Genomic DNA, 24,561 nt, shown 5'->3' on the forward strand with positions numbered 1-24,561 from the left:
CGTTCACCTTAGACACTCGCCGTATGACCCACGCCGCACGCACCGCCTTCGAGTCCGACGTCCTCCGGCACCTCGACGAGGACGCCCTCGTCGAGGACCTCGCCAGCCTCGTCCGCGTGCCGAGCATGGGCGGGACCGACGCGGAGGTCGAGGTGCAGGACCTCTGCGCCGACATCCTCCGCGGTGAGGGCGCCGACGTCGACCGGTGGGACCTCGACCTCGACGAGCTGATGGCCGACCCCTGGTTCCCCGGGACCGAGGCGCCGCGCACCCAGGGCGTGGGCGTGGTCGGGACGACGTCGGGCGAGGGCACCCCCGCGCTGGTGCTGCAGGGCCACCTCGACGTGGTGCCGCCCGGCGACCCGGAGACCTGGCAGGGCACCGACCCGTTCTCGGCGGAGATCCGCGGGAACGCGCTCTACGGCCGCGGCGCCTGCGACATGAAGGCCGGCGTGGCGGCGAACCTCGCGGTGGTGCGCACCCTCCGGACGGCCGGCGTCCGGCTGGGCCGCCCGCTCGCGGTGCACTGCGTGGTCGGTGAGGAGGACGGCGGGCTCGGCGCGTTCGCGACGCTGCGCCGCGGGCACCGGGGCGACGCCGCCGTGATCACGGAGCCGACGTCCGGCCGCATCGTCACCGCGACGGCCGGTGCGCTCACCTTCCGGATCGAGGTGGGCGGCCGCTCCGCGCACGGCAGCATGCGGCGGGAGGGGGTCAGCGCGTTCGAGGCGTTCCTGCCGGTGTACGACGCGCTGCGGGCCCTCGAGGCGGAGCGGAACGTCGACCCCGACCCGCTGTTCGGCAGCGACCTGCCCTACGCGCTGTCGGTCGGCCTGGTCGCGGCGGGGGACTGGGCCAGCAACGTGCCCGACAAGCTCACCGCCGAGGGGCGGCTCGGGGTCCAGCTCGACGAGGACCCGCGCCAGGCCCGGCTCGCGCTCGAGGACGCGGTCGCCGAGGCGAGCGCGAAGGACCCGTGGCTGCGCGAGAACCGGCCGGTCGTGACCTGGCCGGGCGGCCAGTTCGCCAGCGGCCGGATCGACCTCGACCACCCGCTGGTGGAGGAGGTCACCGCCGCAGTGCTCGACACCGGCGGCGCCCGGCCGCCGCTCGGCGCGGAGGTCTACGGCAGCGACCTGCGGCTGTACGCCGGCATCGGCGGCATCCCGACCCTGCACTACGGCCCCGGCGACATCCGGCTCGCGCACGGCCCGCAGGAGCACGTGGACCTCGACGAGGTGGTGCGGGTCGCGCGGTCCCTGGTGCTGCTCGCGGTGCGCCGCTGCGAGGCGCAGGCCTGAGACACGCCGCACCCCGGCACCGGCGTCGTGACGACGCGGGTGCCGGGGCGCGGTGCTGTCCGTCTCGGTCGGACCGGGGTCAGGGGGCCGCGAGCCGGCCGTCCGCGGTCCGGGTCACGAGCCCGTCCGCCACGGCGAGCGCGACCGCCCGCTCGTACCGGTCGTGCTCCCAGAAGCGGGCGCCGATGAGCTCGGCGAGCCGCTGCGGGGGCTGCGGGCCCTCGGTCTCGAGCGCGCGCAGGATCTGACCCATTTCGTGGAACACCTGACGGTCCCGGCGCTCCGTGCTGGCCTTCGGCGGGGGCATCGGCATGGCACTGTCTCCTTCGTCGGTCGGGTGGGTCCGGCGGTCAGGCCGTGGTCGTCGCGGGACGCGGCGAGCCGGAGGCGTGGTCGCTCTCCTCGGCGGTGAGCGGCTGGGCGATGCTCTCGAGCGACTGCCCCTCCGCCTTGACGCCGAGGACCACCTCGGCGACGCCGCCGGCCACCATCAGCGCCGCGCCGATGAAGTAGCCGAGCGCGATCTGGGTGATGTCCTTGCTCGCCGAGGCGTTCTCGATCAGCGCGCCGAAGAGCAGCGGGCCGCTGATGCCGCCGACCGCCGTACCGATGGCGTAGAAGAACGCGATGCACAGCGCGCGGGTCTCCATCGGGAACACCTCGCTGGCGGTGAGGTACGCCGCGCTGGCGCCCGCCGAGGCGAAGAAGAAGATGATCGCGCCCATCATGGTCAGGGTGACCGCGTTCAGGTCACCGAGGATGAAGCCGGTGAAGCCGAGCAGGACACCCGAGAGGATGTAGGTGCCGGCGATCATCTTGACCCGGCCCAGCGAGTCGAACAGCGGGCTCAGCATCAGCGCGCCGAGGAAGTTGCTGGCGGCGAAGACGGCGATGTACCAGCCGACCTGCTCCACGCCCATGAACGTGCCGAGGGTGTCGCCGTAGGTGAAGAAGAAGGCGTTGTAGAGGAACGCCTGGCCCACGAAGAGCGAGAAGCAGAGGATGGTCCGCTTCGGGTAGAGGGTGAACACGGTCCGCGCGATCAGCCCGATCCCGATCGACTTCCGCTGACGGATGGTCAGGGTGTCCGAGACGCTCGGCAGGTCGCGGCCGGTCTCCTCGCGCACGGTGCCCTCGATCTCGGAGACGATCCGCTCGCTCTCCTCCTCGCGGCCGTGGATGAACAGCCAACGGGGGCTCTCCGGGACGTTGCGGCGGACGACCAGGATGCCGACCGCGAGGATCGCGCCGAGGCCGAACGCGAGGCGCCAGCCCCACTCGGGGTTGATCACGGTCGGGTCGAGCAGCGGGATGGTGAGCAGCGAGCCGGCGGCGGCGCCGACCCAGAACGAGCCGTTGATCGCGACGTCGACCCGGCCGCGGTACCTCGCGGGGATCAGCTCGTCGATCGCGGAGTTGATCGCGGCGTACTCGCCGCCGATGCCCGCCCCGGTGAGGAAGCGGCAGAAGAAGTACCACATCGGGTTCATCGAGAACGCGGTGAGCACGGTGGCCACCGTGTAGACGGCCAGGGTGAGCAGGAACAGCTTCTTCCGGCCGAACCGGTCGGTGAGCTGGCCGAAGAACAGAGCGCCGACGCAGGCGCCGGCGACGTACACCGCACCCGCGAGACCGACGTCGAAGCTGCTCAGACCGAGGCCGGTCTTCTCCTCCTGGAGGGCCGCCGACATCGAGCCGACGATGGTGACCTCGAGCCCGTCGAGGATCCAGACGGTGCCCAGGCCGATCACCACGAGCCAGTGCCACCTGGCCCAGGGCAACCGGTCGAGCCGGGCGGGGATGTCGGTTGTGATCCGACCTGTTTCTACTCCAGATGACATGGTGGCTCTCCCGTGCAGTCAGAACGTGTCTTCGTTTGTGACGCCGCTCACGCTCATACCCAGGTCGGGGCGGCGGTATGCGTGGCGGCATACGCCCAGTACGGTCGCTTCCATGACGGACGAGACGTTCTACGCCGGGGTGTCGGAGCAGGCGCGGCTGCTGCGGAAGGGCGCGGTCTCCGCGCGTGAGCTCCTCGACGGCTGCCTGGACCGGGTGGACCGGGTCGACGGACGGCTGCACGCCTTCACCGTGGTGCTCCGCGAGGAGGCGAGGGCGGAGGCTGACGCCCGGGACGCGGCGCGGTCGCGCGGGGAGGACCTCGGGCCGCTGCACGGAGTGCCGGTGGCGATCAAGGAGGAGCTCGACGTGGCCGGCCAGGTCACCACCTTCGGGGGCCGCGCGAACACCCGCCCGGCGGCCGCGGACGGCGAGGTCGTGCGGCGGCTCCGGGCCGCGGGCGCCGTCGTGGTCGGCAAGACCGCGATGCCGGAGTTCGGGCAGTGGCCGTTCACCGAGTCCACCGCGTACGGCCTCACCCGCAACCCCTGGGACACCACCCGGTCCACGGGCGGCTCCAGCGGCGGCAGCGCCGCGGCGGTCGCCGCGGGCCTGGTCCCGGTCGGCATCGGCGGCGACGGGGGAGGGTCGATCCGGATCCCGGCGGCCTGCTGCGGGCTGTACGGCCTCAAGCCCCAGCGCGGCCGGGTCACCAGCGCTCCGCACCCGCACCTGTGGTGGTCGCTGGGCACCACCGGCCCGCTGACCCGCGGCGTGCTCGACAGTGCGCTCGTGTACGACGTGATCCGCGGCGCCATGCCCGGCGACCGTTTCCACGCCGACGAACCGTCCTCGTCGTTCGTCGACGCGGTCCGGGCGGCCGAGGGGACGGTGCGCCCGCTGCGCATCGGCTGGTCCACCAGGTCCGCGGTCCGGGGCTTCCGCGCCGAGCTGGAGCACATCCACGCCGTGCACGAGACCGCGTCCCTGCTGGAGCGGCTCGGCCACCACGTGGAGGAGGTCGACCCGCACTACCCCGACAGCACCGCGGCGTTCGTGCCGCAGTTCTTCGGCGGGGTGCGCGCCGAGGCCGACGAGGTCGAGCACCCCGAGCTGCTCGAGCGGCGCACCCGCGAGACGCTGCGCCTCGGTGCGTGGGTCCGCCCGCGCACCGTCGAGTGGGCGATCCGGCAGGGCGAGAAGGTGGCCGCGAAGGTGAACCGGGTCTTCGACACCCACGACCTGCTGCTCACGCCCACGATCGCCTCGCGGCCGCCGGAGGTCGGCGTCCTGGACGGCGCGGGCGCGCTGCGCGCGGCGTGGAAGGCGCAGCCGATGATCGCCTTCACCGCGCTGTGGAACATCACCGGCAACCCCGCCGCGGCGGTCCCGGCCGGCTTCGGCTCGGACGGCCTGCCGCTGTCGGTGCAGCTGGTCGGCCGGCCGCACGACGAGCCCACCGTGCTCACCGTCTCCGCGCAGCTCGAGCAGGCCCGGCCGTGGGCCGACGCCCGGCCGGGGCTCGCATGAGCGGGCTGCTGCTCACCACGCCCAAGGCCTGGGCGCGGCGCGCCGTACGCCTGCTGCCCGGGGTCGACCCGGCTAGCCCGTTGAAGGGCAGGACGGTGCTGGTCACCGGCGCCTCGTCGGGGATCGGCGAGGCCACCGCGCTCGCCGTCGCCGCCCGCGGCGCGACCCCGGTGCTGGTGGCCCGGCGCGCGGACGAGCTGGCCCGGGTGGTCGCGCGGATCGAGGCGGCAGGCGGCACGGCGTACGCCCACCCCTGCGACCTCACCGACCCCCGCGCGGTCGACCGGCTGGTCGAGACGGTGCTGCGCGTGCACGGCGGCGTGGACATGCTGGTCAACAACGCCGGGCGCTCGATCCGCCGGTCGGTGGCGCTGTCCTACGACCGGATGCACGACTACGAGCGGACGATGGCGATCAACTACTTCGCGCCGGTGCGGCTGGTGCTCGGGCTGCTGCCGCACATGCGCGAGCAGCGCTTCGGTCACGTGGTGAACATCGTGACCTGGGGCGTGCAGGTGAAGGCGCCGAAGTTCTCCGCCTACATCGCCTCGAAGACCGCGCTCGACTCCTTCAGCCGGATCGTGGGGCGGGAGGCGTACGGCGACGGGGTCACCTTCACCAACGTCCGGCTGTCCCTGGTGCGCACCGACATGATCGGGCCGACCGACCTCTACGCGCGCACGCCCGCGCTGAGCCCGGAGCAGGCGGCGGCGAAGGTGGTGCGGGCGCTGGAGGAGCGGCCGCTGACCGTGAACACCCTCGCCGGGTCGGTCGCGGAGGTGCTCAACCTGGTCGCGCCGCGGCTGTCGGACGCGCTGAGCCACGCGGCCGCCGTACGCTTCCCCGACTCGCCCGCGGCGGCGCGGCACGTGACCGAGGAGCGCCCAACCGGCTGAGCGCCGACGTCCCGCGGCGGCCACAAGGTCAGCTGGCCTTCTTCGCGGTCTTCTTGGCGGTGGTCTTCTTCGCGGTGGAGGACTTGCCCGCGGACTTCTTCGCGGCCGCCTTCTTGGCCGGGGCCTTCTTCGCGGCTGCCTTCTTGGTGGACGACGAGGTCGTGGCGGACTTCTTCGTGGCCGTCTTGGTGCCGCCCCCGCCGGACGCCGCCTCCTCGGACGCGGCCTCCTCGGCCGGCTCCTCGCCGGCGGACTCGCCGGCGGGCTCGGCGGCCGCGGTGGTCTCGGAGGACGCGCTCTCCCCGCGGGAGGTCTTCGCCGCGTCGACGCTGCGCTGCAGGGCCGCGAGCAGGTCGACCACCTCGCCGGTGCTCTCCTTCGCCGCAGGGGCGTGCTTGACCTCGCCGCCCTCGAGCTTGGCCTGCACGATCGCCTCGACCGCTCCGCGGTAGTCGTCCTCGTACTCGGTCGAGTCGTAGTCGCCGGCCAGGGTGTCGACGAGCAGCCGGGCCATCTTCAGCTCCTGCGGCTTGACCTCGCTCTCCTTGGCGTCGAGGCCGGCGAAGTCGGGCTTGCGGATCTCGTCGGGCCACATCATCGTCTGGAGCACGATCACGTCGTCGCGCACGCGCAGCACCGCGGTGCTGGTGCGGTTGCGCAGGGCGACGGTGACCACCGCCATCCGGTCGGCCTCCTTGAGCGACTCGCGCAGCAGCGCGTAGGGCTTGGCGGCGGCCTTGTCGGGCTCGAGGTAGTAGGACTTCTCCAGCAGCAGCGGGTCGATCTGCTCGCTGGGCACGAACTTCTCCACCGAGATCTCGCGGCTGCTCGAGGAGGGCAGCTCGGCGAGGTCGTCGTCGTCGAGGATCACCATCTGGCCGTCGTCGGTCTCGTAGCCCTTGGCGATGTCGGCGTACGCGACCTCCTCACCGTCGATGCTGCACACGCGCTGGTACTTGATCCGGCCGCCGTCCTTGGCGTGCACCTGACGGAACTGCACGTCGTGGCTCTCGGTCGCCGCGTAGAGCTTGACCGGCACGCTGACCAGGCCGAACGACACGGCGCCCTTCCAGATGGCACGCACGTGGGGTCCCCTCTCTGCCGCGGTGCGACACGATGCACCGGCCTGTAGGTCAGGATGGACCCATGCGCCCGATGCTGGCTAGTCGAGGAACGGTCGTACCCACTGGACCGGGCTGGATGCACGAGGTGAAGTGGGACGGCATGCGCGTGCTCGCTGAGGTCCGCGACGGCGTCCTGCGGCTGTGGTCGCGCAACGAGAACGACGTGACCGCGAGCTTCCCGGAGCTGCACGACCTCGGCGGGCTCGGCCACGACGTGCTGCTCGACGGGGAGGTCGTCGCGATGGCCGGGGGAGTCCCGACGTTCGGCGCACTGGCGGACCGGATGCACGTCGGCAACGTGCAGCGGGCGCGGGTGCTCGCGGAGGCCAACCCGGTGACGCTGATCGTGTTCGACCTGCTCGAGCTCGACGGCCGGGACCTGACCAGCGAGCCGCTGAGCGTCCGCCGCAAGACGCTGGAGTCGCTGGGTCTGTCCGGGCCGCGCTGGCAGGTGCCGGGCACGTACGACGACGGGCCGGCCCTGGTGCGGGCCACCGTGGAGCAGGGGCTCGAGGGCGTGGTGAGCAAGAAGCTCGACTCGCGCTACCTCCCCGGCCGGCGCAGCCCCGACTGGCTGAAGTTCCCGAACCGGCCGTCCCAGTCGTACGTCGTCGGCGGCTGGCGCTACGAGACCGACAGCACGAGCCGGGTGGGCGCCCTGCTCGTCGGGGAGCCCGGTCCGGAGGGCCTGCTCTACCGCGGCCGGGTGGGCAGCGGGATCGCCGGGCGGCGGGGGCAGCAGCTCAAGGAGCTGCTCGGGCCGCTGTGCGCGGACGCGCCCCCCTTCTGCGACGAGGTGCCGCGGGTCGACGCCGTCGGTACGGTCTGGGTGCGTCCCGGGCTCGTGGTCGAGCTGGCCTCGCTCGGGCTCACCCGCGGCGGGCGGCTGCGGCAGCCGAGCTACCTGGGCGTGCGGACCGACCTGTCACCCGACGACCTGGGGAAGTGAGCGCGACGGTGCCCAAGCAGCAGGAGCAGGAGGTGACCGTCGAGGTGGACGGGCACCGGCTGAAGATCAGCAACCTCGACAAGGTGCTCTACCCGGCCACCGGGACCACCAAGGGCGAGGTGCTGCACTACTACGCGCAGGTCGCGCCGGTGCTGCTGCCGCACCTCGCGGACCGGGCGGTGACCCGGATCCGGTGGCCCAACGGGACCGGGGAGGGCAGCTTCTTCGAGAAGAACCTGCCGCCGGGGGCGCCGGACTGGCTGCGCTACGAGACCGTCTCGTCGACCGGGTCGCGCGGTGGCGGCGACACGATCAGCTACCCGGTGGTCGAGAGCCTCGCGGCGCTGACCTACCTGGCTAACCTCGCCTCGCTCGAGCTGCACGTGCACCAGTGGACGTTCGGCCGCAACCACCAGCCGAAGAACCCCGACCGGCTGGTCGTCGACCTCGACCCGGGTGCGCCCGCCGGCCTGCACGAGTGCGCCCAGGTGGCGCTGCTGGTGCGGGACAAGCTCGCCGACCTCGGCCTGGCGTCGGCGCCGGTGACGAGCGGCAGCAAGGGGCTGCACCTGTACGCCGCGCTGCCCGGGCGGAAGAACGCCGAGGAGGTGCGCGACCTCGCCCAGCAGATCGCCAAGGAGCTGTCCGGGTCGCACGCCGACCTGGTCCTGTGGCAGATGACCAAGGCGAAGCGGCCGGGCAAGGTGTTCCTCGACTGGAGCCAGAACACCGCGTCGAAGACCACGATCAGCCCGTACTCGCTGCGGGGGACCGACGCGCCGTACGTCGCCGCGCCGCGGACCTGGGCGGAGGTCGAGGAGGGGGCGGAGAAGAAGGACGCGCTGCGCCAGCTCGACCTGGACGCGGTGATGGAGCGGGTGGCCGCGGACGGGGACGTGTTCGGCCGGGAGCTCGGTACGGCGCCGAAGGGCTGAAGCCGCGGCGGCCGCCGTACGACGGTGGGTGGCTGACGTGCGAGCCCCGCCGCTCCCGAGACACGGCGGGGGCCCGCACGTCGATTGCACAACCGAGGACCTTTTACCCAGGCTTGTGGTCGCTTAACCCAGGTGTCCGAGAATCTGCCCGGGCATGCGGCGGCACACCTGCCCGGGCGGGAAGCAGGGGTGCCGGTCGCGATCCGGTCGGCCTACCGGGTGATGGAGACCGTGACGCCCGCGGACGTGGTCGAGCCGCCCGCGACGTCCGTGGCCACCGCGGTCAGCGTGTGCTGCCGCACCGCGGCGTTGCGCACCCGCCAGGACACCGAGTACGTCGTCGTCCCGGTGGTGGGCGCGGTCGCGGTGCCCAGCGTCGTGGTCCCGTCGTAGAACACGACGCGCGCGATGCCGGAGGGGGCCCCGGAGCCGGTGCCCAGGTCCTGGGCGGTGGCGCTGACGGTCACCGTGCCCGTGCGGCGGGCGATGGAGGATCCCGCGGTCGGGCTGGTGATGCTCACCGCGGGCGCGGCGGCGTCGAGCCGGACGGTCTGCGAGCGCGGCGTCTCGTCCAGCCCGGCGGCGTTGGTCGAGTAGTACCGCACCGTCGTCGTCTGTGTCACCGAGAACGGTCCGGCGTACTGGACCCTCGACCCGCTGGTTGTCGGGTCGCTCCCGTCGGTCGTGTAGTAGGTGGTGGTCGCCGATCCGACCGGGTCGGTCGCCGTGAGCGCCACCGAGACCGAGGTCTTGCGGTACCAGCCGGTCGAGCACGCCGCCTGGTCACAGGCGATGCTCGTGGTCGGTGCGGCGGGCGCCGGCGGCGGGGGAGGCGTGGAGGTGCCGCCCATGACCTCGCCCACGGTGCGCACGACGGTGCCGCTGGAGCTGCGCTGCTGGAGCCAGTCGAGGAAGGCGGTGAACGTCGCCGGGCTGAAGGAGTTGCTGCCGGTGCAGGAGGGGCAGACCCCGTGGAACACCAGCGGGACCCAGCCGCCGCCGTTGTTCTCGGCGTTGATGACCACGGTCTGGAGCTGCGCCAGGGTCGTGCTGCTCGTGGCGTCGAGGGCGGTCCGCAGCCGGTACGGGTTGGCCGGCGGGATGGTCTCGGCGTAGGCACACCCGCCGCAGTCGTCGCGCAGGCTGCCCACCCCGCGGCCGCTGGTGTAGCCGCAGGACTCGACGACCGACTGGGAAGTGGAGTTCGCCGCCGCGTAGGGGTAGGCGAACGACGTCACCGGGCCGAGCCCCCGGTCGACCAGGTTGGTCCGGTCGTCGCAGACCTCGCGGGTGGCCGTGGAGACGCTCACGTTGTTGAGGTTCACGTGGGTCAGGGTGTGGCCGCCGATCTCGTTGCCGGCGGCGTACAGCTCCTGGATCTGCGGCCAGGTCATGTAGTAGCTGGAGTCGCCGACCAGGTCGGAGTTGATGTAGAAGGTGCCCTTCATGCCCCGGCTCTGCAGCATCGGGAGCGTCGAGTAGTGGCTGGCCTGGCCGTCGTCGAAGGTCAGGCTGACCACCGTGGGTGACGCCGCCTGGGACTGCGGTACGCCGACGACGGCAGCGGCAAGACCCAGCAGGAGGACCGTCAGGACCCGGGTGAGAGCAGGTCCCCTCCGGTGTGGTGCCCGCTTCCCCGTAGATCCCTGCGCGCTCGATGACATGGACGTTCCCCCTGACCGGTCGGCTCGGCCCTTCCCTGCGTTCCGCTGGGCCGCGTGGCAGCGCCGTCTGCTGCCGACAATTCACGACACCCATGACGTTGCGCTCTACGCACCGTTTGGGTCCATGGCCCACATGGCTCATTGGGCCGCTGGCGAGCCGCGGTTCGTCCGCCGTGTCCGACAGTTCCCGAGTCCGGCAGCGCGGCGCTGGGGTCAGTCGGAGCTAGCGGACCGGCTTGCGTCGTACCTGGACCACCCGGACAGCCGGTCGCGAGACCCGGTGCCAGTCCGCGTAGCAGTGGCACGCGCGCATGCGGGTGTTGCAGCAGGAATGGATGCCGAGACTGCACGGCGTGCAGAGGCTCAGTACTTCGACGGTCTCCGCCCTCACGGTGGCAGCGGCCTCTACACGGCTTGTCTGAACCATTGGATCCCCCCAATGGGCCCGGGCCCCCCGGCCTGGACGTTAGTTCAAGTGTGAACAGTTCCGTCGGCCACCCGCAATAGCGCACCTGGGCTGGCCTGGGAGTCGGCGGCGCCGGTCGGCGTCCCCCTCCGACAGGGCGGGGCAGCACCGGGCGTGGACGTCACTGGCGACGCTCCTGTCACAGGAGCCCCGACCTGTCCACAGATCCTCGACCGGGGTCTAGCCGAATCGGACGAAGTTGGGTGAGACTGCCGAATCGGGAATCAGGGACGAAACGGTGGACGGGGACCCTTCATGAGCCTGGTGCACGCCGACCCGCACGACGACGTGGTCGAGACGCTCGACGCAGCGCTGCGTGAGGTGGTCCGCCGGGACGGCGTGGACCCGCAGGCCGACGTACGCCTGGTCCGCGGGCTCGCCGAGCGGCTGGTCCAGGACCACGACCAGCGCAGCCTGACCGGATCGGTGTCGCCGCTCGGGGACCCCGAGGCCGTGGTCGAGGAGCTCGTCGCGCGGGTGGCCGGTTTCGGTCCGCTCCAGCGGTACCTCGACGACCCGACGGTGGAGGAGGTCTGGGTCAACGACCCGAGCCGGGTGTTCGTGGCGCGGGCCGGGCGGCACGAGCTGACCAGCACGATCCTCAGCCGGGCGCAGGTCGACGAGCTGGTGGAGCGGATGCTCAAGTCGAGCGGGCGCCGGGTCGACCTGTCCCAGCCGTTCGTCGACGCGATGCTGCCCGACGGCCACCGGCTGCACGTGGTGCTCGAAGGGATCTCGCGTGGCTTCAGCGCGGTCAACATCCGCAAGTTCGTGGTGCGCGCCTCGCGTATGCACGACCTGGTCGAGCTCGGCAGCCTCACCACGCAGGCGGCGTCCTTCCTCGACGCGTCGGTCCGCGCCGGGCTCAACGTCGTGGTGGCAGGAGGGACCCAGGCGGGCAAGACGACCTTCTTGAACTGCCTCGCGGCGAGCATCCCCGGCGAGGACCGGGTGATCTCGGCGGAGGAGGTCTTCGAGCTCCGGTTCAACCACCCCGACTGGGTCGCGTTGCAGACCCGGCAGTCCGGCCTCGAGGGCACCGGCGAGGTCACGTTGCGCGACCTGGTCAAGGAGAGCCTGCGGATGCGCCCCTCCCGGGTGATCGTCGGCGAGGTGCGGGCGCAGGAGTGCCTCGACCTGCTGCTCGCGCTCAACGCCGGACTCCCCGGGATGGCGTCGCTGCACGCGAACAGCGCCCGCGAGGCCCTGGTGAAGATGTGCACGCTGCCGCTGTTGGCGGGGGAGAACATCAGTGCACGGTTCGTCGTTCCCACCGTGGCCGCCTCGGTGGACCTGGTCGTGCACCTGGGCATCGACGAGCACGGGGTACGACGGGTCAACGAGATCGTCGCGGTCCCCGGCCGGGTGGAGCAGGACACGATCGAGACCGAGACGGTCTTCGTGCGGCAGCAGGACGGGCTGGTGCGCCTCACCGGGATGCCGCCGCGTCCCGAGCGGTACGCCCGGATCGGGGTCGACGTGCACGCTCTCCTGAACGAGGCCGGCTGACATGGGGACGGCTCTCGGGCTCGGAGTCGGCGTCGGCCTGCTCCTGGTCTTCCTCGCTTTCGCCTCGCCGCGGCAGCCGGTGCGTCGGGATCGTCCGCCGTCCCGGCTGACCACGCTGTTGCACGGCGCCGGGCTGGCCGGGACCCGTCCGGGCGGCGTGGTCGTGGTGTGCCTCGGCGCAGCGGTCACGGCCGGGCTCTCGGTCCAGGTGGTCTCGGGGACTGCGCCGGTCAGCATCACGTTCGCGCTGCTCGCCGGGTACCTGCCGCTCGCCCTGCTCAGCGGGCGCGCCCGCCGGAGGCAGCGGGAGCTCGCGGAGGTGTGGCCGGAGGCCGTCGACAACCTGGCCTCGGCCGTGCGGGCAGGCATGTCCTTGCCCGAGGCGCTGGCCCAGCTGGGCACCCGGGGACCCGATCCGCTGCGCGAGCCGTTCCGGGTCTTCGCCGTGGACTACCAGGTGACTGGCCGGTTCGGCGAGTGCCTCGACCGGCTCAAGGTCCGGCTGGCCGACCCCGTGGGCGACAGGGTGGTCGAAGGGCTGCGGGTCGCGCGTGAGGTGGGCGGCGGGGATCTCGGTCGGTTGCTGCGGAACCTGTCGGGCTACCTCCGCGAGGACGCCCGCACCCGCTCCGAGCTCGAGGCGCGGCAGGCCTGGGCCGTCAACGGGGCGAGGCTGGCCGTCGCCGCACCGTGGGCGGTGCTGCTCCTGCTCTCCTTCCAGCGCGAGGTGATCTCGCGCTACGCATCGCCCGCCGGCGTGGTGGTGCTCGCCGTCGGTGCCGGCTGCTGTCTCGTCGCCTACCGGCTCATGGTCCGGCTGGGGCGGCTGCCGCAGGAGAGGCGGATCCTCTCGTGAGCCTGGCGGCATGGGGCGGGCTGCTCGGCGCGGGGGTCGGCTTCGGCACCATCCTGGCGCTGAGCCGGGTGATCGTGCTGCGCCGCCCGAGGCTCGACACCCGCGTCCTGCCCTACGTCCGCGACCTGCCGCAGCTCGCCGTCCTGCCCGAGCTCCAGGCGGGCCGGGCGCCCGGTGTCCTCGGCGGCGCGTTCGGCCCGTTCCTCCGCTCCGGCGCCGACTCGCTCGACCGGGTGCTGGGCGGCGCCACGTCGGTGCGACGACGGCTCGAACGCGCCAACCTCGCCATGAGCGTGCACGACTTCCGGGTCGAGCAGGTGCTGTGGGGACTGGCGGCCTTCGCGGTGGCCGCGGCCCTGTCGCTCGTGGTCATGCTCCGCTCGCCCGGACGCGCCGTCCCCCTGCTCATCCTGTGCTGCGTCGCCTTCGTGCTCGGCGCGCTGTTGCGCGAGAACCGGCTGACGACCCAGGTCCGCGAGCGGGAGCGGCGGATCCTGGCGGAGTTCCCCGCGATCGCCGAGCTCCTCGCCCTCGCCGTCGTCGCGGGGGAGGGACCCGTCTCCGGGCTGGACCGGGTCGTCACCCGCTCGCACGGCGAGCTGTCCGCGGACCTGTCCGGCGTCCTTGCCGCGATCCGGACGGGCACGCCGGTCGCCCGTGCGCTCGACGAGATGGCCGGGCGCTCCGGCCTTCCGGTGGTGGCCCGGTTCGCCGAGGCCATGGCGGTGGCGGTGGAGCGCGGCACCCCGCTCACCGATGTCCTGCACGCGCAGGCAGCGGACGTGCGAGAGGCGGGGCGGCGCGCCCTCATCGAGTCGGGCGCGCGCAAGGAGGTCCTGATGATGGTGCCGGTGGTCTTCCTGGTCCTGCCGGTGACCGTGCTCTTCGCCTTCTGGCCGGGAGTCGTGGGGTTGCGGCTGGTGACGCCGTGAACGAGTCGTTCGATGCAGACAAGAGGGGAAACCGATGACCGACCTGCTGATCCGTACCTGTTCACTCGCCGCGGCCCGGTTGCGCGAGGGACGCACCGGCGAGCGGGGTGACGTGCCCGGCTGGGTGCTCATCACCGTGATGACCGCCGGGCTGGTGGCGGCGCTGTGGGCGGTCGCCGGCGACGCGCTGTCGCAGATGCTGTCCGACGCGCTCAGCTCGGTGTCGGGCTGAGCGATGGCTCCGCTGGCGCGACGGTCCCAGGTCGGGTCCGCGGTGGTCGACTTCGTGCTGGTCCTGGTGGTGCTGGTGCCGCTGTTCCTCGGCATCCTCCAGGTGGCGCTGGTGCTCCACGTGCGGAACACCCTCACGGCGGCGGCATCCGAGGGTGCCCGGTACGCCGCCGTGGTGGACCGCCCAGCCGAGGCCGGCGCGGCACGTACCCGCGAGCAGATCGCGGGTGCCCTCGCGTCGCGGTTCGCCTCCGGGGTCACCGCGCAGATGGTCGACGTCCAGGGCGCCCAGGCGGTCCGCGTCGACGTGGAGGCCGAGGTCCCGCCGCTGGGTCTGTGGGGGCCGGGCGTGCGGCTCTCGGTGTCCGGGCACGCGGTCGAGGAGGTCGTGCCGTGAGCCGCGGCGGCGCGCCCCGCGGCGAGCGCGGCACGGCGCTGGTCGAGGTCACCTGGCTCGCACTCCTGCTCCTGGTGCCGCTGCTCTACATCGTGCTCGCGGTCTTCGAGGTGCAGCGGGCGGCGTTCGGCGTCAGCGGCGCGGCGCGGGCGGCGGGTCGTGCCTACGCGGTTGCGCCGAGCGAGTCGGTCGCGCCCGGACAAGCGACCGCGGCCGCGGTGCTCGCGCTGCAGGACCAGTCGCTCGACCCCGGACGCGAGACGCTCGGCTTCCGGTGCGAGCCCGACCCGCGGAACTGTCTCGCGCCGGGGTCCGTGATCACCGTGACCGTCGGCTACTCCGTGCCGTTGCCGCTGCTGCCGACCGCACTCGGCGGGCAGACCCCGAGCATCGCGGTCGACGCGGTGCACCGGGTGCCCTACGGCACCTTCCGGGAGGATCGGCCGTGAGCCGGGTCCGCCCGGTCCCCAGCGGCCGCCCGGCGGGGGAGTGCGGTCAGACCAGCCTGCTGATCGTCGGCTTCGCCGTGGTCGCCGCGCTGATGGTCGCGGTCGTGGTGGACGCCTCGGCCGCCTACCTGCACCGGCAGGGGCTGAGCTCGCTCGCCGACGGCGCGGCGCTGGCCGCCGCCGACGGTGTGCAGGGCGAGCAGGTCTACACGGGTGGCCTGGGGGAGCGGGCGCGGATCGACCCGGTCGCGGCGGAGCAGTACGTCGCCGACTACCTCGGTGCGCTGGGCGCCACCGGCAGTTACCCGGGGCTCTCCTACGAGGTCTCCGCCCGGGCCGACCGGGTGGTCGTCCGCGTCGGTGCACCGCTCGACCTGCCCCTTTCCGTGCCCGGGGTCGCGCGCCGGCCGCTGGTCACCGCCACCGCCGCATCGGTGGTGATTATCGGAGACTGAACAGAAGGGTCAGTGTCAGTAGTCCGTTCGGGGCAGTCGTTTAACTCTCAATCTGTGACATTCGGGTCATCCTGGCTTGCCGTCCTGACCACGAGGTGCTTTAGTGCGAGTGGTGGTTCAGCCAACGTGCCACTCAGCTCCATGAGTAAGTAAGAGGTCACGATGACCGCTTCACCTGAGCTACATGAGCAAGATCTGACCACACAGCCCGTCTCGACCGATCTGGTCCCTGAGGCTGACCGCAGCGAAATCACCGCCCGCCTTCTGGCGCAGATCGCGGAGACCACCGACGACGTGGAGCGCAAGAGACTGCGCGACGAGGTCGTGGTGCTCAACATGGGGGTGGCCCGGGCCATCGCCGCCCGGTACCGCGACCGGGGCATCGCCAAGGACGACCTCCTCCAGGCCGCCTACGTCGGCCTCGTGAAGGCCGTCCAGGGGTTCGACCCGTCGTACGAGAGAGACTTCCTCAGCTACGCCGTCCCCACCGTCACCGGTGAGGTCAAGCGTTACTTCCGCGACTTCGGCTGGACGGTTCGCCCGCCCCGCCGGATCCAGGAGCTGCAGGCACAGATCTCCCGTGCGTCGACCGAGCTCTCGCAGACGCTCCACCGGTCGCCGAAGCCCAGCGAGGTCGCGGCGTACCTGTCCATCGACGTGGACTCGGTCGTCGAGGCTCTCGCCGCCGACGGCTGCTTCACCCCGGCCTCGCTCGACGTCCCCGTCGGGGAGGACGGCTCCACGTCGCTTGGTGAGCTCCTCGGTGCCGACGACGCCGACCTGGGCCGCGCGGAGGCGCGGATCCTGCTCGGCCCGGCGGTGCGCAAGCTCAAGCCGCGGGATCGCCGGATCCTCGAGCTGCGCTTCTTCCACGGATGGACGCAGGAGCAGATCGCCGGGGACATCGGCGTGACGCAGATGCAGGTGTCGCGGCTGCTGTCGCGCATCCTGTCCGACCTGCGCACCGAGCTCTCCGACTAGGAGAACCTCAGCACGACAGAAGAGCCGGGCTCGTCGCTGACACGTACGCCGCTGTCAGGACGGCCCGGCTTTTTCGTGCCCGCAGGTTCGGTGCGGCGGCGCGGCCCCCGGTCCACGCCCGGGTCAGCGGCCGACGGCCTTCTCCAGCTCCGCCTTGCTCATCTTCGAGCGGCCCTCCACGCCCTTCCGCTTGGCCTCCTCGTAGAGCTGGTCCCTCGTACGCCCGCCGGCACCCTGGTGCGAACGCTTCCCGCCGCGGCGACCCGAGGAGACGTCCCTGGTCGACGTACGGCTCGCCTGCTCCGACTCGCCGGCGCGCGCCCGCTCCTTGTTGACCGTGCGGGCGGCGATCTCCTCCGCCTGCTCCTCGCCGCGGCCGCGGTCCTCGAGACCTTCCTTGATGTGGTCGTACTGCCGCTCGCGCTTCTTGCTCCACGACTGCTGGGGCATCGCCTGCTCCTCTCGTCGGGGCCCGGGTCCGCCGGCCCGGGCCTGGTCTCCCACGAGGTACCCGAGGCCACGAAGACACATGCCCCTGATTGGAACCAGCCCGCCGGGGTAACGCCTGGAGAGCAGGGCTTCCGTCAGGGAGCCACCAGAGACGACGAAGGGGACAGACATGATGAAGAAGCTGATGGTGGTCGGTGCGGCCGCCGCGGGGTACGTCCTCGGCGCCAAGGCCGGCCGTGAGCGCTACGAACAGATCGCCACCCAGGCCCAGAAGCTCCGCACCAACCCCACCGTGCAGAAGAAGGTGGACGAGGCGAAGCACGTCGCCAAGGACGCCGCCTCCTCCGCCGTGGACAAGGCCAAGAGCCACACCGGCTCCGGCGACAGCTACGAGAGCAGCTCGACCGGCCCGAACGGCTTCGGGCGCGGCGACGAAGCCAGCTGACCGGCGGGCGTGGTTCCGCACCCGTACGGGGCCGGGTACGGGACCACGCGGACGGGTGACCTACCTGCGCCGGTAGGTCAGCCGCCGAACGTCGCGTAACCTTGCGCTCGTGGCAGGCCCCGACTTCGAAACCCAGATCAAGCAGCTCAAGGCGACGATGCACACCATCGAGCAGGTGCTCGACCTCGACGCCATGCGCGCCGAGATCGCCGACCTCGGTGAGCAGGTCGCCGCGCCTGACCTGTGGGACGACCAGGCCAACGCCCAGCGCGTGACCGGCCGGCTCTCCGCCCTCCAGGGCGAGCTGGACCGGTTCACCCGGCTGCACGGCCGGATCGAGGACCTCGGCATCCTCGCCGAGCTCGCCGCCGAGGAGAGTGACAGCGACTCCATGGCCGAGGCCGAAGCCGAGCTCCGCAAGGTGCACAAGGCCGTCGAGCAGCTCGAGGTCCGCACCCTGCTCTCCGGCGAGTACGACTCCCGTGAGGCCCTCGTGACCATCCGCTCCGGCGCGGGCGGCGTCGACGCGGCCGACTTCGCCGAGATGCTCATGCGGATGTACACCCGCTGGGCGGAGCGCAACAACTACAACGTCGAGGTCTTCGACACCTCCTACGCGGAGGAGGCCGGCCTCAAGTCCGCGACCTTCGCGATCCACGCGCCGTACGGCTACGGCACCCTCTCGGTCGAGGCCGGCACCCACCGCCTGGTGCGGATCAGCCCGTTCGACAACCAGGGCCGCCGGCAGACGTCGTTCGCCGCGGTCGAGGTCGTCCCGGTCCTCGAGCAGACCGACGAGATCGACGTCCCCGAGGACGAGATCCGCGTCGACGTCTACCGCTCCTCGGGCCCCGGCGGCCAGTCGGTCAACACCACCGACTCCGCGGTGCGCCTCACGCACATCCCGACCGGCACCGTGGTCAGCTGTCAGAACGAGAAGAGCCAGCTGCAGAACAAGGCCAGCGCGATGGTGATCCTCAAGGCCAAGCTGCTCGCCCTGAAGAAGGCCGAGGAGCGCGCGCAGCTCGACGAGCTCCGCGGCGACGTGCAGGGCTCGTGGGGCGACCAGATGCGCAACTACGTGCTGCACCCCTACCAGCTGGTCAAGGACCTGCGCACCGACTACGAGACCGGCAACCCGCAGGCGGTCTTCGACGGCGAGATCGACGCCTTCCTGGAGGCGGGCATCCGCTGGCGCCGCGGCGCCGACAAGGCCGCCGTCTCCTGACCTGCGCCTCACACGCGGCGTGCCGTCCCGTCAGGGGCGGGCGCCGATCGTGGTCACTACGTCGGTGCACCACTGCTCCGCGGCCGCGACCGCCTGCTCCGTGCGGCCCTCCTTGGCCGAGCCGGGCCGGGTCAGCTCGCAGCTGAGCCAGCTGTCGCCGAACAGGCCCTGCAGCCGCACCCGGACCGCCCGCTGGTCGGTGTCCGCGCGGCAGACCGAGGCGACGTACGGCGAGCCGAACCCGACCGTGTCCGGGAACGAGCAGCCGTCGTCCCGCCGTGCCTCCCGGACCAGGGACCGGGCCTCCGGCTCGAGCACCGGGCGGGCGAACACCCACACCCGTGCCTTGGCGGGGGGAGCGCCGTAGTAGGTGCAGTTGAACTCGTGCGAGATGTCCTCGAGGTCCGGGGTGATGTTCACCTCGTCGCCGTTGCCGTAGTGGTCCGTGCCGATCACCGTGCCGCCGAGCGCGTCGCCGATCGACTCCTGGTCGAGCAGGTCGCAGAAGGCCGCCCGCGCGACGGGCAGCCCGCTCAGGTCGACCCGGCTGACCGGCGGCTCGCTCGCGCTGGGGGAGGGCCCGGCCTTCGGCTCCGGGGAGGACGTACAGCCGGTCACCGCGAGCACGAGCGGCAGGAGCGCCGTACCCCACCGGCGGCGGCTCCGTGGGACGGACACGGCGGCGGCGGTCGGACGGGGCATGGCACCAACGTATGCGAAACACCCGACCGATCACCCTGTTAGGGAGGGTCACCATCGTCACCTAGACTCGTTTGTTGGTCGGATACGCCGCATACCTCCAGGTGCGCGTGGCGTTGAATCCTGTGTCCCCGAGCCCGGCCAACCACGCCCGTGATTCGGTTCGAGAATGTGACCAAGACGTACGCCGGCCAGAGCCGCGCTGCGCTCGACGACGTAAGCCTGGAGGTGGAGAAGGGGGAGTTCGTCTTCCTCGTCGGCGCCTCGGGCTCCGGCAAGTCCACCTTCCTGCGGCTGGTGCTGCGCGAGGCGCGGCCCACCCACGGCAAGGTGTACGTCGCCGGCAAGGAGATCAACCGCCTGGCCGGCTGGAAGGTCCCGGGCCTGCGCCGCCAGATCGGCACCGTCTTCCAGGACTTCCGCCTGCTGCCGAACAAGACCGTCACGGAGAACGTGGCGTTCGCCCTGCAGGTGATCGGCAAGCCGCGCAGCCACATCAACAAGGTGGTCCCCGAGACCCTCGAGCTGGTCGGCCTGGAGGGCAAGGGCAACCGGATGCCCGACGAGCTCTCCGGCGGTGAGCAGCAGCGCGTGGCGATCGCCCGGGCGTTCGTGAACCGGCCGATGATCCTGATCGCCGACGAGCCCACCGGAAACCTCGACCCGAACACCTCGGTCGGCATCATGAAGCTCCTGGACCGGATCAACCGGACCGGGACGACCGTGATCATGGCCACCCACGACGCAGGCATCGTCGACCAGATGCGCAAGCGCGTGATCGAACTGTCCGGCGGCCACATCGTGCGCGACCAGTCGCGCGGTGTGTACGGCTACCAGCACTGAGCAAGGACCAGGAACTACTCGATGCAGCTGACCTACGTCTTCTCCGAGCTCGGCAACGGGCTCAAGCGCAACGTGTCGATGTCCATCGCGGTCATCGTCACGATCTTCGTCTCGCTCACCCTCGTCGGGATGGGCCTGCTGCTCAACGCGCAGGCACAGAAGGCGGAGGAGTACTGGGGCAGCAAGCTCCAGATCACCGTCTTCCTGTGCAACCAGAACTCCACCACCGCGAACTGCCTGAACGGTGAGGTCACCGGGCCGCAGAAGGACGAGATCGAGAAGGTCCTCGAGACCCACCCCGAGGTCGCGTCGTGGCGCCTGCAGAGCAAGCAGGAGGCCTACCAGAAGTGGAAGAGCGCCTACGTCTCCAACGACGAGACGGAGCAGCGCGTCTACGAGTCGATCAAGGCCTCCGACATGCAGGAGTCCTACTGGGTGCAGCTGAAGAACCCCGAGAAGTTCATGGGCATCAAGAGCCAGGTCTCCGGGCTCGAGGGCGTCAACACGGTGCGGGACCTCCGCGAGGTGCTCAAGCCGATCTACTTCTGGATGAACGTGATGAAGTGGGGGGCGATCGGCATCGCCGGCTTCCTGGTCGTCGCGGCGGTCCTCCAGGTCGGCAACACGATCCGGCTGGCCGCGTTCGCCCGGCGCCGCGAGATCGGCATCATGCGGCTGGTCGGCGCCTCCAGCCTCTACATCCAGCTGCCGTTCCTGATGGAGTCGCTGGTCGCGGCGTTCATCGGTGTGGCCCTGGCCGGGGGAGCGCTGGTCGCCTTCATGTACTTCGTGATCTACGAGCGGCTGAGACCGACGTCCAACATCGTTGCCTGGATCGACTGGGCCGACGGAGTGTGGGCACTTGGGTGGATTGCCCTGATCGGGTTGTTGCTCACCTTGGTGCCGACTCTCGTGATGACCCGGAAATACCTCAAAGTCTGAGTTAAGTCGGTTACGGTCTAAACGATCTCGCAACAAATCAACAGCTAAGGCAGACCGGTGGTTCGCAACTTCCCCCGTACTACCCGTCGCCGCGTGATAGCCGCCCTGGCGGCGAGCAGCGTGCTCCTGGGCACCGCTGCGATCCCGCTGGCTTCGGCTGACGAGCTCGACGAGCGCAAGCAGCGCGTGCAGGGCGACATCAACGACACGCTCGAGCACCTGGACCAGTCCAGCGCGCAGCTTCAGGCTGCCGACGCGGCGCTGCGTGCCGCCCAGACCAAGCTCGCCGCCGCGGAGCAGCACCTCGCCGAGACGCGGGGCGAGCTGGCGGCCGCGGAAGTGCTCGACCGGCAGATGCAGGCCAAGCTCGAGGCCGCGGTAGCCCGGCTGGAGGCCGCCCGCGCCGAGCTCGCCGAGGGCCGGGAGAAGATCGCCGAGCAGGAGGAGACCCTGGGCCAGATCGCGGTCCAGAACTACCAGAGCGGCGACCCGAGCCTGCTCGGGCTGTCCATGGTGCTCACCTCCCAGGACCCCGCCGAGCTGAGCAGCCAGCTGAACTCGGTGCGCAACGTCCTCGACAAGGAAGCCGTCACCCTCGACCGCCTCGAGGCGTCCCGGGTGCTGCTGACCGTCAAGGAGCAGGAGGTCGAGGAGGCCAAGGAGGAGGTCGCCGTCCAGCGCGAGCAGGCGGCGAAGAACCTCGAGCGCAAGAAGGCGCTGGAGGAGCAGGCCGAGCAGGCCGAGGCCCAGGTCTCCGACCTGGTCGCGATCCGGGCCGACGCGCACGCCGCCGCGGTGAAGGCGCGCGAGGCCGACCTGACCGTGCTGCGCGGGCTCCAGCAGGAGCGCGACAAGATCTCCGAGATGCTCCGCAAGCGCGCCGAGGCCGCCGCCGCACGGGCCGCGGCCGCTGCCGCCGCGGCAGCCGCCGCTGCCGAGAGCCAGGCGTCGCGTGCGTCGAGCGGGTTCCTCGACTACCCGGTCAACGGCTACATCACCTCGCCGTACGGCATGCGCATGCACCCCGTCTACCACCAGTACACGCTGCACGACGGCACCGACTTCGGCGCCTCCTGCGGTACGCCGATCCGCGCGTCCGCCGGCGGCCAGGTGATCGCGGCCTACTTCAACACCGGCTACGGCAACCGCGTGATCATCGACAACGGCTACCACCGCGGGGTCGGCCTGGCCACGGCGTACAACCACCTGAGCTCGTACTCCACCCATGTGGGGGAGAACGTCTCGCGCGGCGAGATCATCGGGTACGTCGGCTCGACGGGCTACTCGACCGGGTGCCACCTGCACTTCATGGTGTTCGAGAACGGCGCCACCGTGAACCCGATGGGCTGGCTGTAGAAACCTCGTTGTCCTGACCTGACAGAATCGTCGTCATGGTCAAGGAGCAGGGACGCAAGCTGGTCGCGCAGAACAAGAAGGCGCGCCACGACTACCACATCGAGGACACCTACGAGGCCGGCATGGTCCTCATGGGCACCGAGGTGAAGTCGCTGCGTGCCGGCCGGGCCTCCCTCGTCGACGGGTTCGCCGAGGTGCACGACGGCGAGGTGTGGCTGCACGGCGTGCACATCCCCGAGTACACGCAGGGCACCTGGACCAACCACGCCGCCCGGCGCAAGCGCAAGCTGCTGCTCAACCGCCACGAGATCGACAAGATCGAGTCGCGGGTCAACGAGCGCGGCCTGACCCTGGTCCCGCTGTCGCTGTACTTCAAGGACGGCCGCGCCAAGGTGGAGCTCGGTCTCGCCAAGGGCAAGAAGACGTGGGACAAGCGGCACGCGCTTGCCGAGCGGCAGGCGAACCGGGAGAAGGAGCAGGAGATCGGCCGCCGGCTCAAGGGCATCCGGTGACGCTCGCCGACAGCGAGGTCCCTGCCTGGGCCGAGCGGCTCGGGCTGCCCGGGCTCTACGACGTGCACGTGCACTTCCTGCCGCCGGACATCATGGCCAAGGTCTGGGCGCAGTTCGACAGCGCCGGCCCTAAGATCGGCCGACCCTGGCCGATCACCTACCGCGGCACCGACGACGAGCGGGTCGCGCAGCTCCGCGCCCTCGGCGTACGGCGGTTCTCCGCGCTGCCCTACGCCCACCGCCCCGGTGTCGCGGGGTACTTCAACGACTGGGCCGCCGACTTCGCCGCGGCCACCCCGGAGTGCCTGCACTCCGCGACGTTCTACCCCGAGCCCGAGGCGGCCGACTACGTCGCGGAGGCGATCGACGCGGGCGTGGAGATCTTCAAGGTGCACGTCCAGGTCGGCAACTTCGACGTCCGCGACCCGCACCTGGACAAGGTGTGGGGGCAGATCGCCGACGCCGGCACGCCCGTGGTGGTCCACGCCGGCTCCGGGCCGGTCCCCAACGAGCACACGGGGCCGGCTCCGGTGCTCGAGGTGCTGCGCCGGCACCCCAGGCTGACCGCGGTGTTGGCGCACATGGGCGCGCCGGAGTACGTGGAGTTCCTCGAGATGGCCGAGGAGTTCGAGCGGGTGCACCTCGACACGACGATGGCGTTCACCGGGTTCTTCGAGGAGATGGCGCCGTACCCGGCCGATCTGCTGCCCCGGCTGCGGGACCTCGGCGACAGGGTGCTGCTCGGCTCGGACTTCCCGAACATCCCCTACCCCTACGCCCACCAGCTGGAGTCGCTCGAGGCGCTGGGGCTGGGGGAGGCGTGGCTGCGGAAGGTCTGCTGGGAGAACGCCGCGGCCCTGGTCGGCTGAGCCGTCCTGCCACCTGGAAACGGCTCCCGCGGGAATATCGTGCGCACCCGGTCGGTTGTGCCGGGTACAGTAGTCACGATTGACAACTCAACAGGGGCTGATCGGTTTCGACTTGGGACGTTAGTTCCAGGGGAAGCGGGTCGAGGATCCAAGGTCATCTCGTTAACGATCCTTGGAAACCAATAACTGCCGACTCCAAGCGCAGTTCGTTCGCCCTCGCCGCCTGAGCGACTGGTGAACGGGTCAGACTGAGCGCCGCCTCCGGCTCAGATCCTGGCCTCATCTAGGAGGCTTGCTGGTGAGTCCTGGCCACAGGGACTCACCGGGACTTTTCTGTGGCTGAGTCTGTCGGCGACGTGTTCGTGCGAGCGCCGGGACTGAGAAAACGACATCACGAACTGCACCCGGAGAAGCCCTGGATCGACGCCGAAGGACGCGGGTTCGATTCCCGCCAGCTCCACGTCGGGGTGTTCGCACACAAGTGAGCACCCGGTCCGCGAAAATGGTCCTCGCAGCAGTGCGAGGACTCCAGCGGACTCCCTGTTGAAGCAGAGCCGTGTTGACGAGAGTCAGCGCGGCTCTGCTGCGTTCTGGTCCCCCGTACGACAAGGGCTGGGGATGTCCCAAGGGCTCTGCGAAGGAGCGTGCTCGGGGGCTCCACGACCCGGACGTGCCATGACCCGGTCATCCACGGCGCGGCGGT

26 protein-coding genes and 1 other RNA gene are annotated in these 24,561 nt (G+C 71.2%); 21 read left to right on the forward strand and 6 right to left on the reverse strand.

Translation table 11 applies throughout. The annotated features are described in order from the left end of the window. Positions 1-23 precede the first annotated feature (23 nt). Positions 24-1,301, forward strand: a complete 1,278-nt coding sequence (locus K1X13_RS16745) for an ArgE/DapE family deacylase (protein ID WP_221026286.1) — start codon at positions 24-26, stop codon at positions 1,299-1,301. A gap of 79 nt (positions 1,302-1,380) precedes the next feature. Here the strand turns inward: K1X13_RS16745 and K1X13_RS16750 are convergent, their stop codons facing one another. Beyond that, entirely contained in the window at positions 1,381-1,614 is a 234-nt protein-coding gene (locus K1X13_RS16750) for a hypothetical protein (RefSeq protein ID WP_221026287.1), read from the reverse strand. A gap of 37 nt (positions 1,615-1,651) precedes the next feature. Continuing rightward, positions 1,652-3,142: an MFS transporter gene (locus K1X13_RS16755; RefSeq protein ID WP_221026288.1), complete on the reverse strand. Its 1,491-nt coding sequence runs from the start codon at positions 3,140-3,142 to the stop codon at positions 1,652-1,654. A gap of 112 nt (positions 3,143-3,254) precedes the next feature. Here K1X13_RS16755 and K1X13_RS16760 point away from each other — a divergent pair, with 112 nt between their 5' ends. Further along, positions 3,255-4,670 (forward strand): amidase, encoded by a 1,416-nt coding sequence (locus tag K1X13_RS16760; protein WP_221026289.1) that lies wholly within the window; start codon positions 3,255-3,257, stop codon positions 4,668-4,670. Continuing rightward, entirely contained in the window at positions 4,667-5,566 is a 900-nt protein-coding gene (locus K1X13_RS16765) for an SDR family NAD(P)-dependent oxidoreductase (RefSeq protein WP_221026290.1), read from the forward strand. Before K1X13_RS16760 ends, K1X13_RS16765 begins: the two co-directional genes overlap by 4 nt. A gap of 28 nt (positions 5,567-5,594) precedes the next feature. Here K1X13_RS16765 and ku read toward each other — a convergent pair whose 3' ends face one another. Next, the gene (gene ku / locus K1X13_RS16770; RefSeq protein ID WP_221026291.1) at positions 5,595-6,650 is read right to left on the reverse strand and encodes a non-homologous end joining protein Ku; all 1,056 of its coding nucleotides are present in this window, start codon (positions 6,648-6,650) and stop codon (positions 5,595-5,597) included. A gap of 62 nt (positions 6,651-6,712) precedes the next feature. Here ku and ligD (K1X13_RS16775) point away from each other — a divergent pair, with 62 nt between their 5' ends. Then, positions 6,713-7,639: a non-homologous end-joining DNA ligase gene (gene ligD, locus K1X13_RS16775; RefSeq protein ID WP_221026292.1), complete on the forward strand. Its 927-nt coding sequence runs from the start codon at positions 6,713-6,715 to the stop codon at positions 7,637-7,639. After that, complete coding sequence (gene ligD, locus K1X13_RS16780; protein ID WP_308249608.1) at positions 7,636-8,574, forward strand: non-homologous end-joining DNA ligase; 939 nt, start codon at positions 7,636-7,638, stop codon at positions 8,572-8,574. Before ligD (K1X13_RS16775) ends, ligD (K1X13_RS16780) begins: the two co-directional genes overlap by 4 nt. A gap of 212 nt (positions 8,575-8,786) precedes the next feature. On the opposite strand, the gene K1X13_RS16785 is transcribed toward ligD (K1X13_RS16780), so the two are convergent. Further along, positions 8,787-10,094, reverse strand: a complete 1,308-nt coding sequence (locus tag K1X13_RS16785) for a polysaccharide deacetylase family protein (protein WP_221026293.1) — start codon at positions 10,092-10,094, stop codon at positions 8,787-8,789. A gap of 865 nt (positions 10,095-10,959) precedes the next feature. Here K1X13_RS16785 and K1X13_RS16790 point away from each other — a divergent pair. From K1X13_RS16790 to K1X13_RS16825, 8 genes are all read left to right on the forward strand, one after another. After that, positions 10,960-12,213 carry a TadA family conjugal transfer-associated ATPase gene (locus tag K1X13_RS16790; protein WP_221026294.1) on the forward strand — a complete coding sequence of 418 codons (1,254 nt, stop codon included), beginning with the start codon at positions 10,960-10,962 and terminating at the stop codon, positions 12,211-12,213. A gap of 1 nt (position 12,214) precedes the next feature. Further along, positions 12,215-13,069 (forward strand): type II secretion system F family protein, encoded by an 855-nt coding sequence (locus K1X13_RS16795; RefSeq protein ID WP_221026295.1) that lies wholly within the window; start codon positions 12,215-12,217, stop codon positions 13,067-13,069. Beyond that, complete coding sequence (locus tag K1X13_RS16800) at positions 13,066-14,001, forward strand: type II secretion system F family protein (protein WP_221026296.1); 936 nt, start codon at positions 13,066-13,068, stop codon at positions 13,999-14,001. The genes K1X13_RS16795 and K1X13_RS16800 overlap by 4 nt, the downstream gene beginning before the upstream one ends. Before the next feature lie 34 nt (positions 14,002-14,035). Further along, positions 14,036-14,233 (forward strand): hypothetical protein, encoded by a 198-nt coding sequence (locus K1X13_RS16805; RefSeq protein WP_221026723.1) that lies wholly within the window; start codon positions 14,036-14,038, stop codon positions 14,231-14,233. Positions 14,234-14,236: 3 nt separating this feature from the next. Beyond that, positions 14,237-14,629, forward strand: a complete 393-nt coding sequence (locus K1X13_RS16810) for a TadE/TadG family type IV pilus assembly protein (RefSeq protein WP_221026297.1) — start codon at positions 14,237-14,239, stop codon at positions 14,627-14,629. Then, positions 14,626-15,078, forward strand: a complete 453-nt coding sequence (locus K1X13_RS16815) for a hypothetical protein (protein WP_221026298.1) — start codon at positions 14,626-14,628, stop codon at positions 15,076-15,078. Before K1X13_RS16810 ends, K1X13_RS16815 begins: the two co-directional genes overlap by 4 nt. Beyond that, positions 15,075-15,533, forward strand: a complete 459-nt coding sequence (locus K1X13_RS16820; protein WP_221026299.1) for a pilus assembly protein TadG-related protein — start codon at positions 15,075-15,077, stop codon at positions 15,531-15,533. The genes K1X13_RS16815 and K1X13_RS16820 overlap by 4 nt, the downstream gene beginning before the upstream one ends. Before the next feature lie 294 nt (positions 15,534-15,827). Further along, positions 15,828-16,514 carry a SigB/SigF/SigG family RNA polymerase sigma factor gene (locus tag K1X13_RS16825; protein ID WP_308249609.1) on the forward strand — a complete coding sequence of 229 codons (687 nt, stop codon included), beginning with the start codon at positions 15,828-15,830 and terminating at the stop codon, positions 16,512-16,514. Between the two features lie 123 nt (positions 16,515-16,637). On the opposite strand, the gene K1X13_RS16830 is transcribed toward K1X13_RS16825, so the two are convergent. After that, a complete protein-coding gene (locus K1X13_RS16830) occupies positions 16,638-16,964 on the reverse strand; it encodes a plasmid stabilization protein (RefSeq protein WP_221026301.1) in 327 nt (108 codons plus the stop codon). A 169-nt stretch (positions 16,965-17,133) separates the two neighbouring features. Here K1X13_RS16830 and K1X13_RS16835 point away from each other — a divergent pair, with 169 nt between their 5' ends. Both K1X13_RS16835 and prfB read left to right on the forward strand, forming a co-directional pair. Then, positions 17,134-17,409, forward strand: a complete 276-nt coding sequence (locus tag K1X13_RS16835; protein WP_221026302.1) for a hypothetical protein — start codon at positions 17,134-17,136, stop codon at positions 17,407-17,409. Between the two features lie 109 nt (positions 17,410-17,518). After that, positions 17,519-18,637: a peptide chain release factor 2 gene (gene prfB, locus K1X13_RS16840; protein ID WP_221026303.1), complete on the forward strand. Its 1,119-nt coding sequence runs from the start codon at positions 17,519-17,521 to the stop codon at positions 18,635-18,637. Between the two features lie 30 nt (positions 18,638-18,667). On the opposite strand, the gene K1X13_RS16845 is transcribed toward prfB, so the two are convergent. Then, complete coding sequence (locus K1X13_RS16845; RefSeq protein WP_221026304.1) at positions 18,668-19,339, reverse strand: hypothetical protein; 672 nt, start codon at positions 19,337-19,339, stop codon at positions 18,668-18,670. Between the two features lie 150 nt (positions 19,340-19,489). Between K1X13_RS16845 and ftsE the strand changes: the two genes are divergently transcribed. The 6 genes from ftsE to ssrA all read left to right on the forward strand — a co-directional run bounded on the left by ftsE (position 19,490) and on the right by ssrA (position 24,321). Continuing rightward, a complete protein-coding gene (ftsE, locus tag K1X13_RS16850; protein ID WP_221026305.1) occupies positions 19,490-20,179 on the forward strand; it encodes a cell division ATP-binding protein FtsE in 690 nt (229 codons plus the stop codon). A gap of 21 nt (positions 20,180-20,200) precedes the next feature. Then, positions 20,201-21,121, forward strand: a complete 921-nt coding sequence (ftsX, locus tag K1X13_RS16855; protein ID WP_221026306.1) for a permease-like cell division protein FtsX — start codon at positions 20,201-20,203, stop codon at positions 21,119-21,121. A gap of 93 nt (positions 21,122-21,214) precedes the next feature. Then, on the forward strand, positions 21,215-22,477 hold the full coding sequence (locus tag K1X13_RS19770; RefSeq protein ID WP_221026307.1) for a M23 family metallopeptidase: 1,263 nt from the start codon (positions 21,215-21,217) through the stop codon (positions 22,475-22,477). A gap of 35 nt (positions 22,478-22,512) precedes the next feature. Then, positions 22,513-22,989 (forward strand): SsrA-binding protein SmpB, encoded by a 477-nt coding sequence (gene smpB / locus K1X13_RS16865; protein ID WP_221026308.1) that lies wholly within the window; start codon positions 22,513-22,515, stop codon positions 22,987-22,989. Next, positions 22,986-23,858 (forward strand): amidohydrolase family protein, encoded by an 873-nt coding sequence (locus K1X13_RS16870; RefSeq protein WP_308249610.1) that lies wholly within the window; start codon positions 22,986-22,988, stop codon positions 23,856-23,858. Before smpB ends, K1X13_RS16870 begins: the two co-directional genes overlap by 4 nt. Before the next feature lie 93 nt (positions 23,859-23,951). After that, positions 23,952-24,321, forward strand: a transfer-messenger RNA (tmRNA) gene (gene ssrA, locus K1X13_RS16875). The last annotated feature ends 240 nt before the right edge of the window (positions 24,322-24,561 follow it).

Origin of the sequence: Nocardioides jiangsuensis, from assembly GCF_019679455.1 — a bacterium.
GTDB classification, from domain to species: domain Bacteria; phylum Actinomycetota; class Actinomycetes; order Propionibacteriales; family Nocardioidaceae; genus Nocardioides_C; species Nocardioides_C jiangsuensis.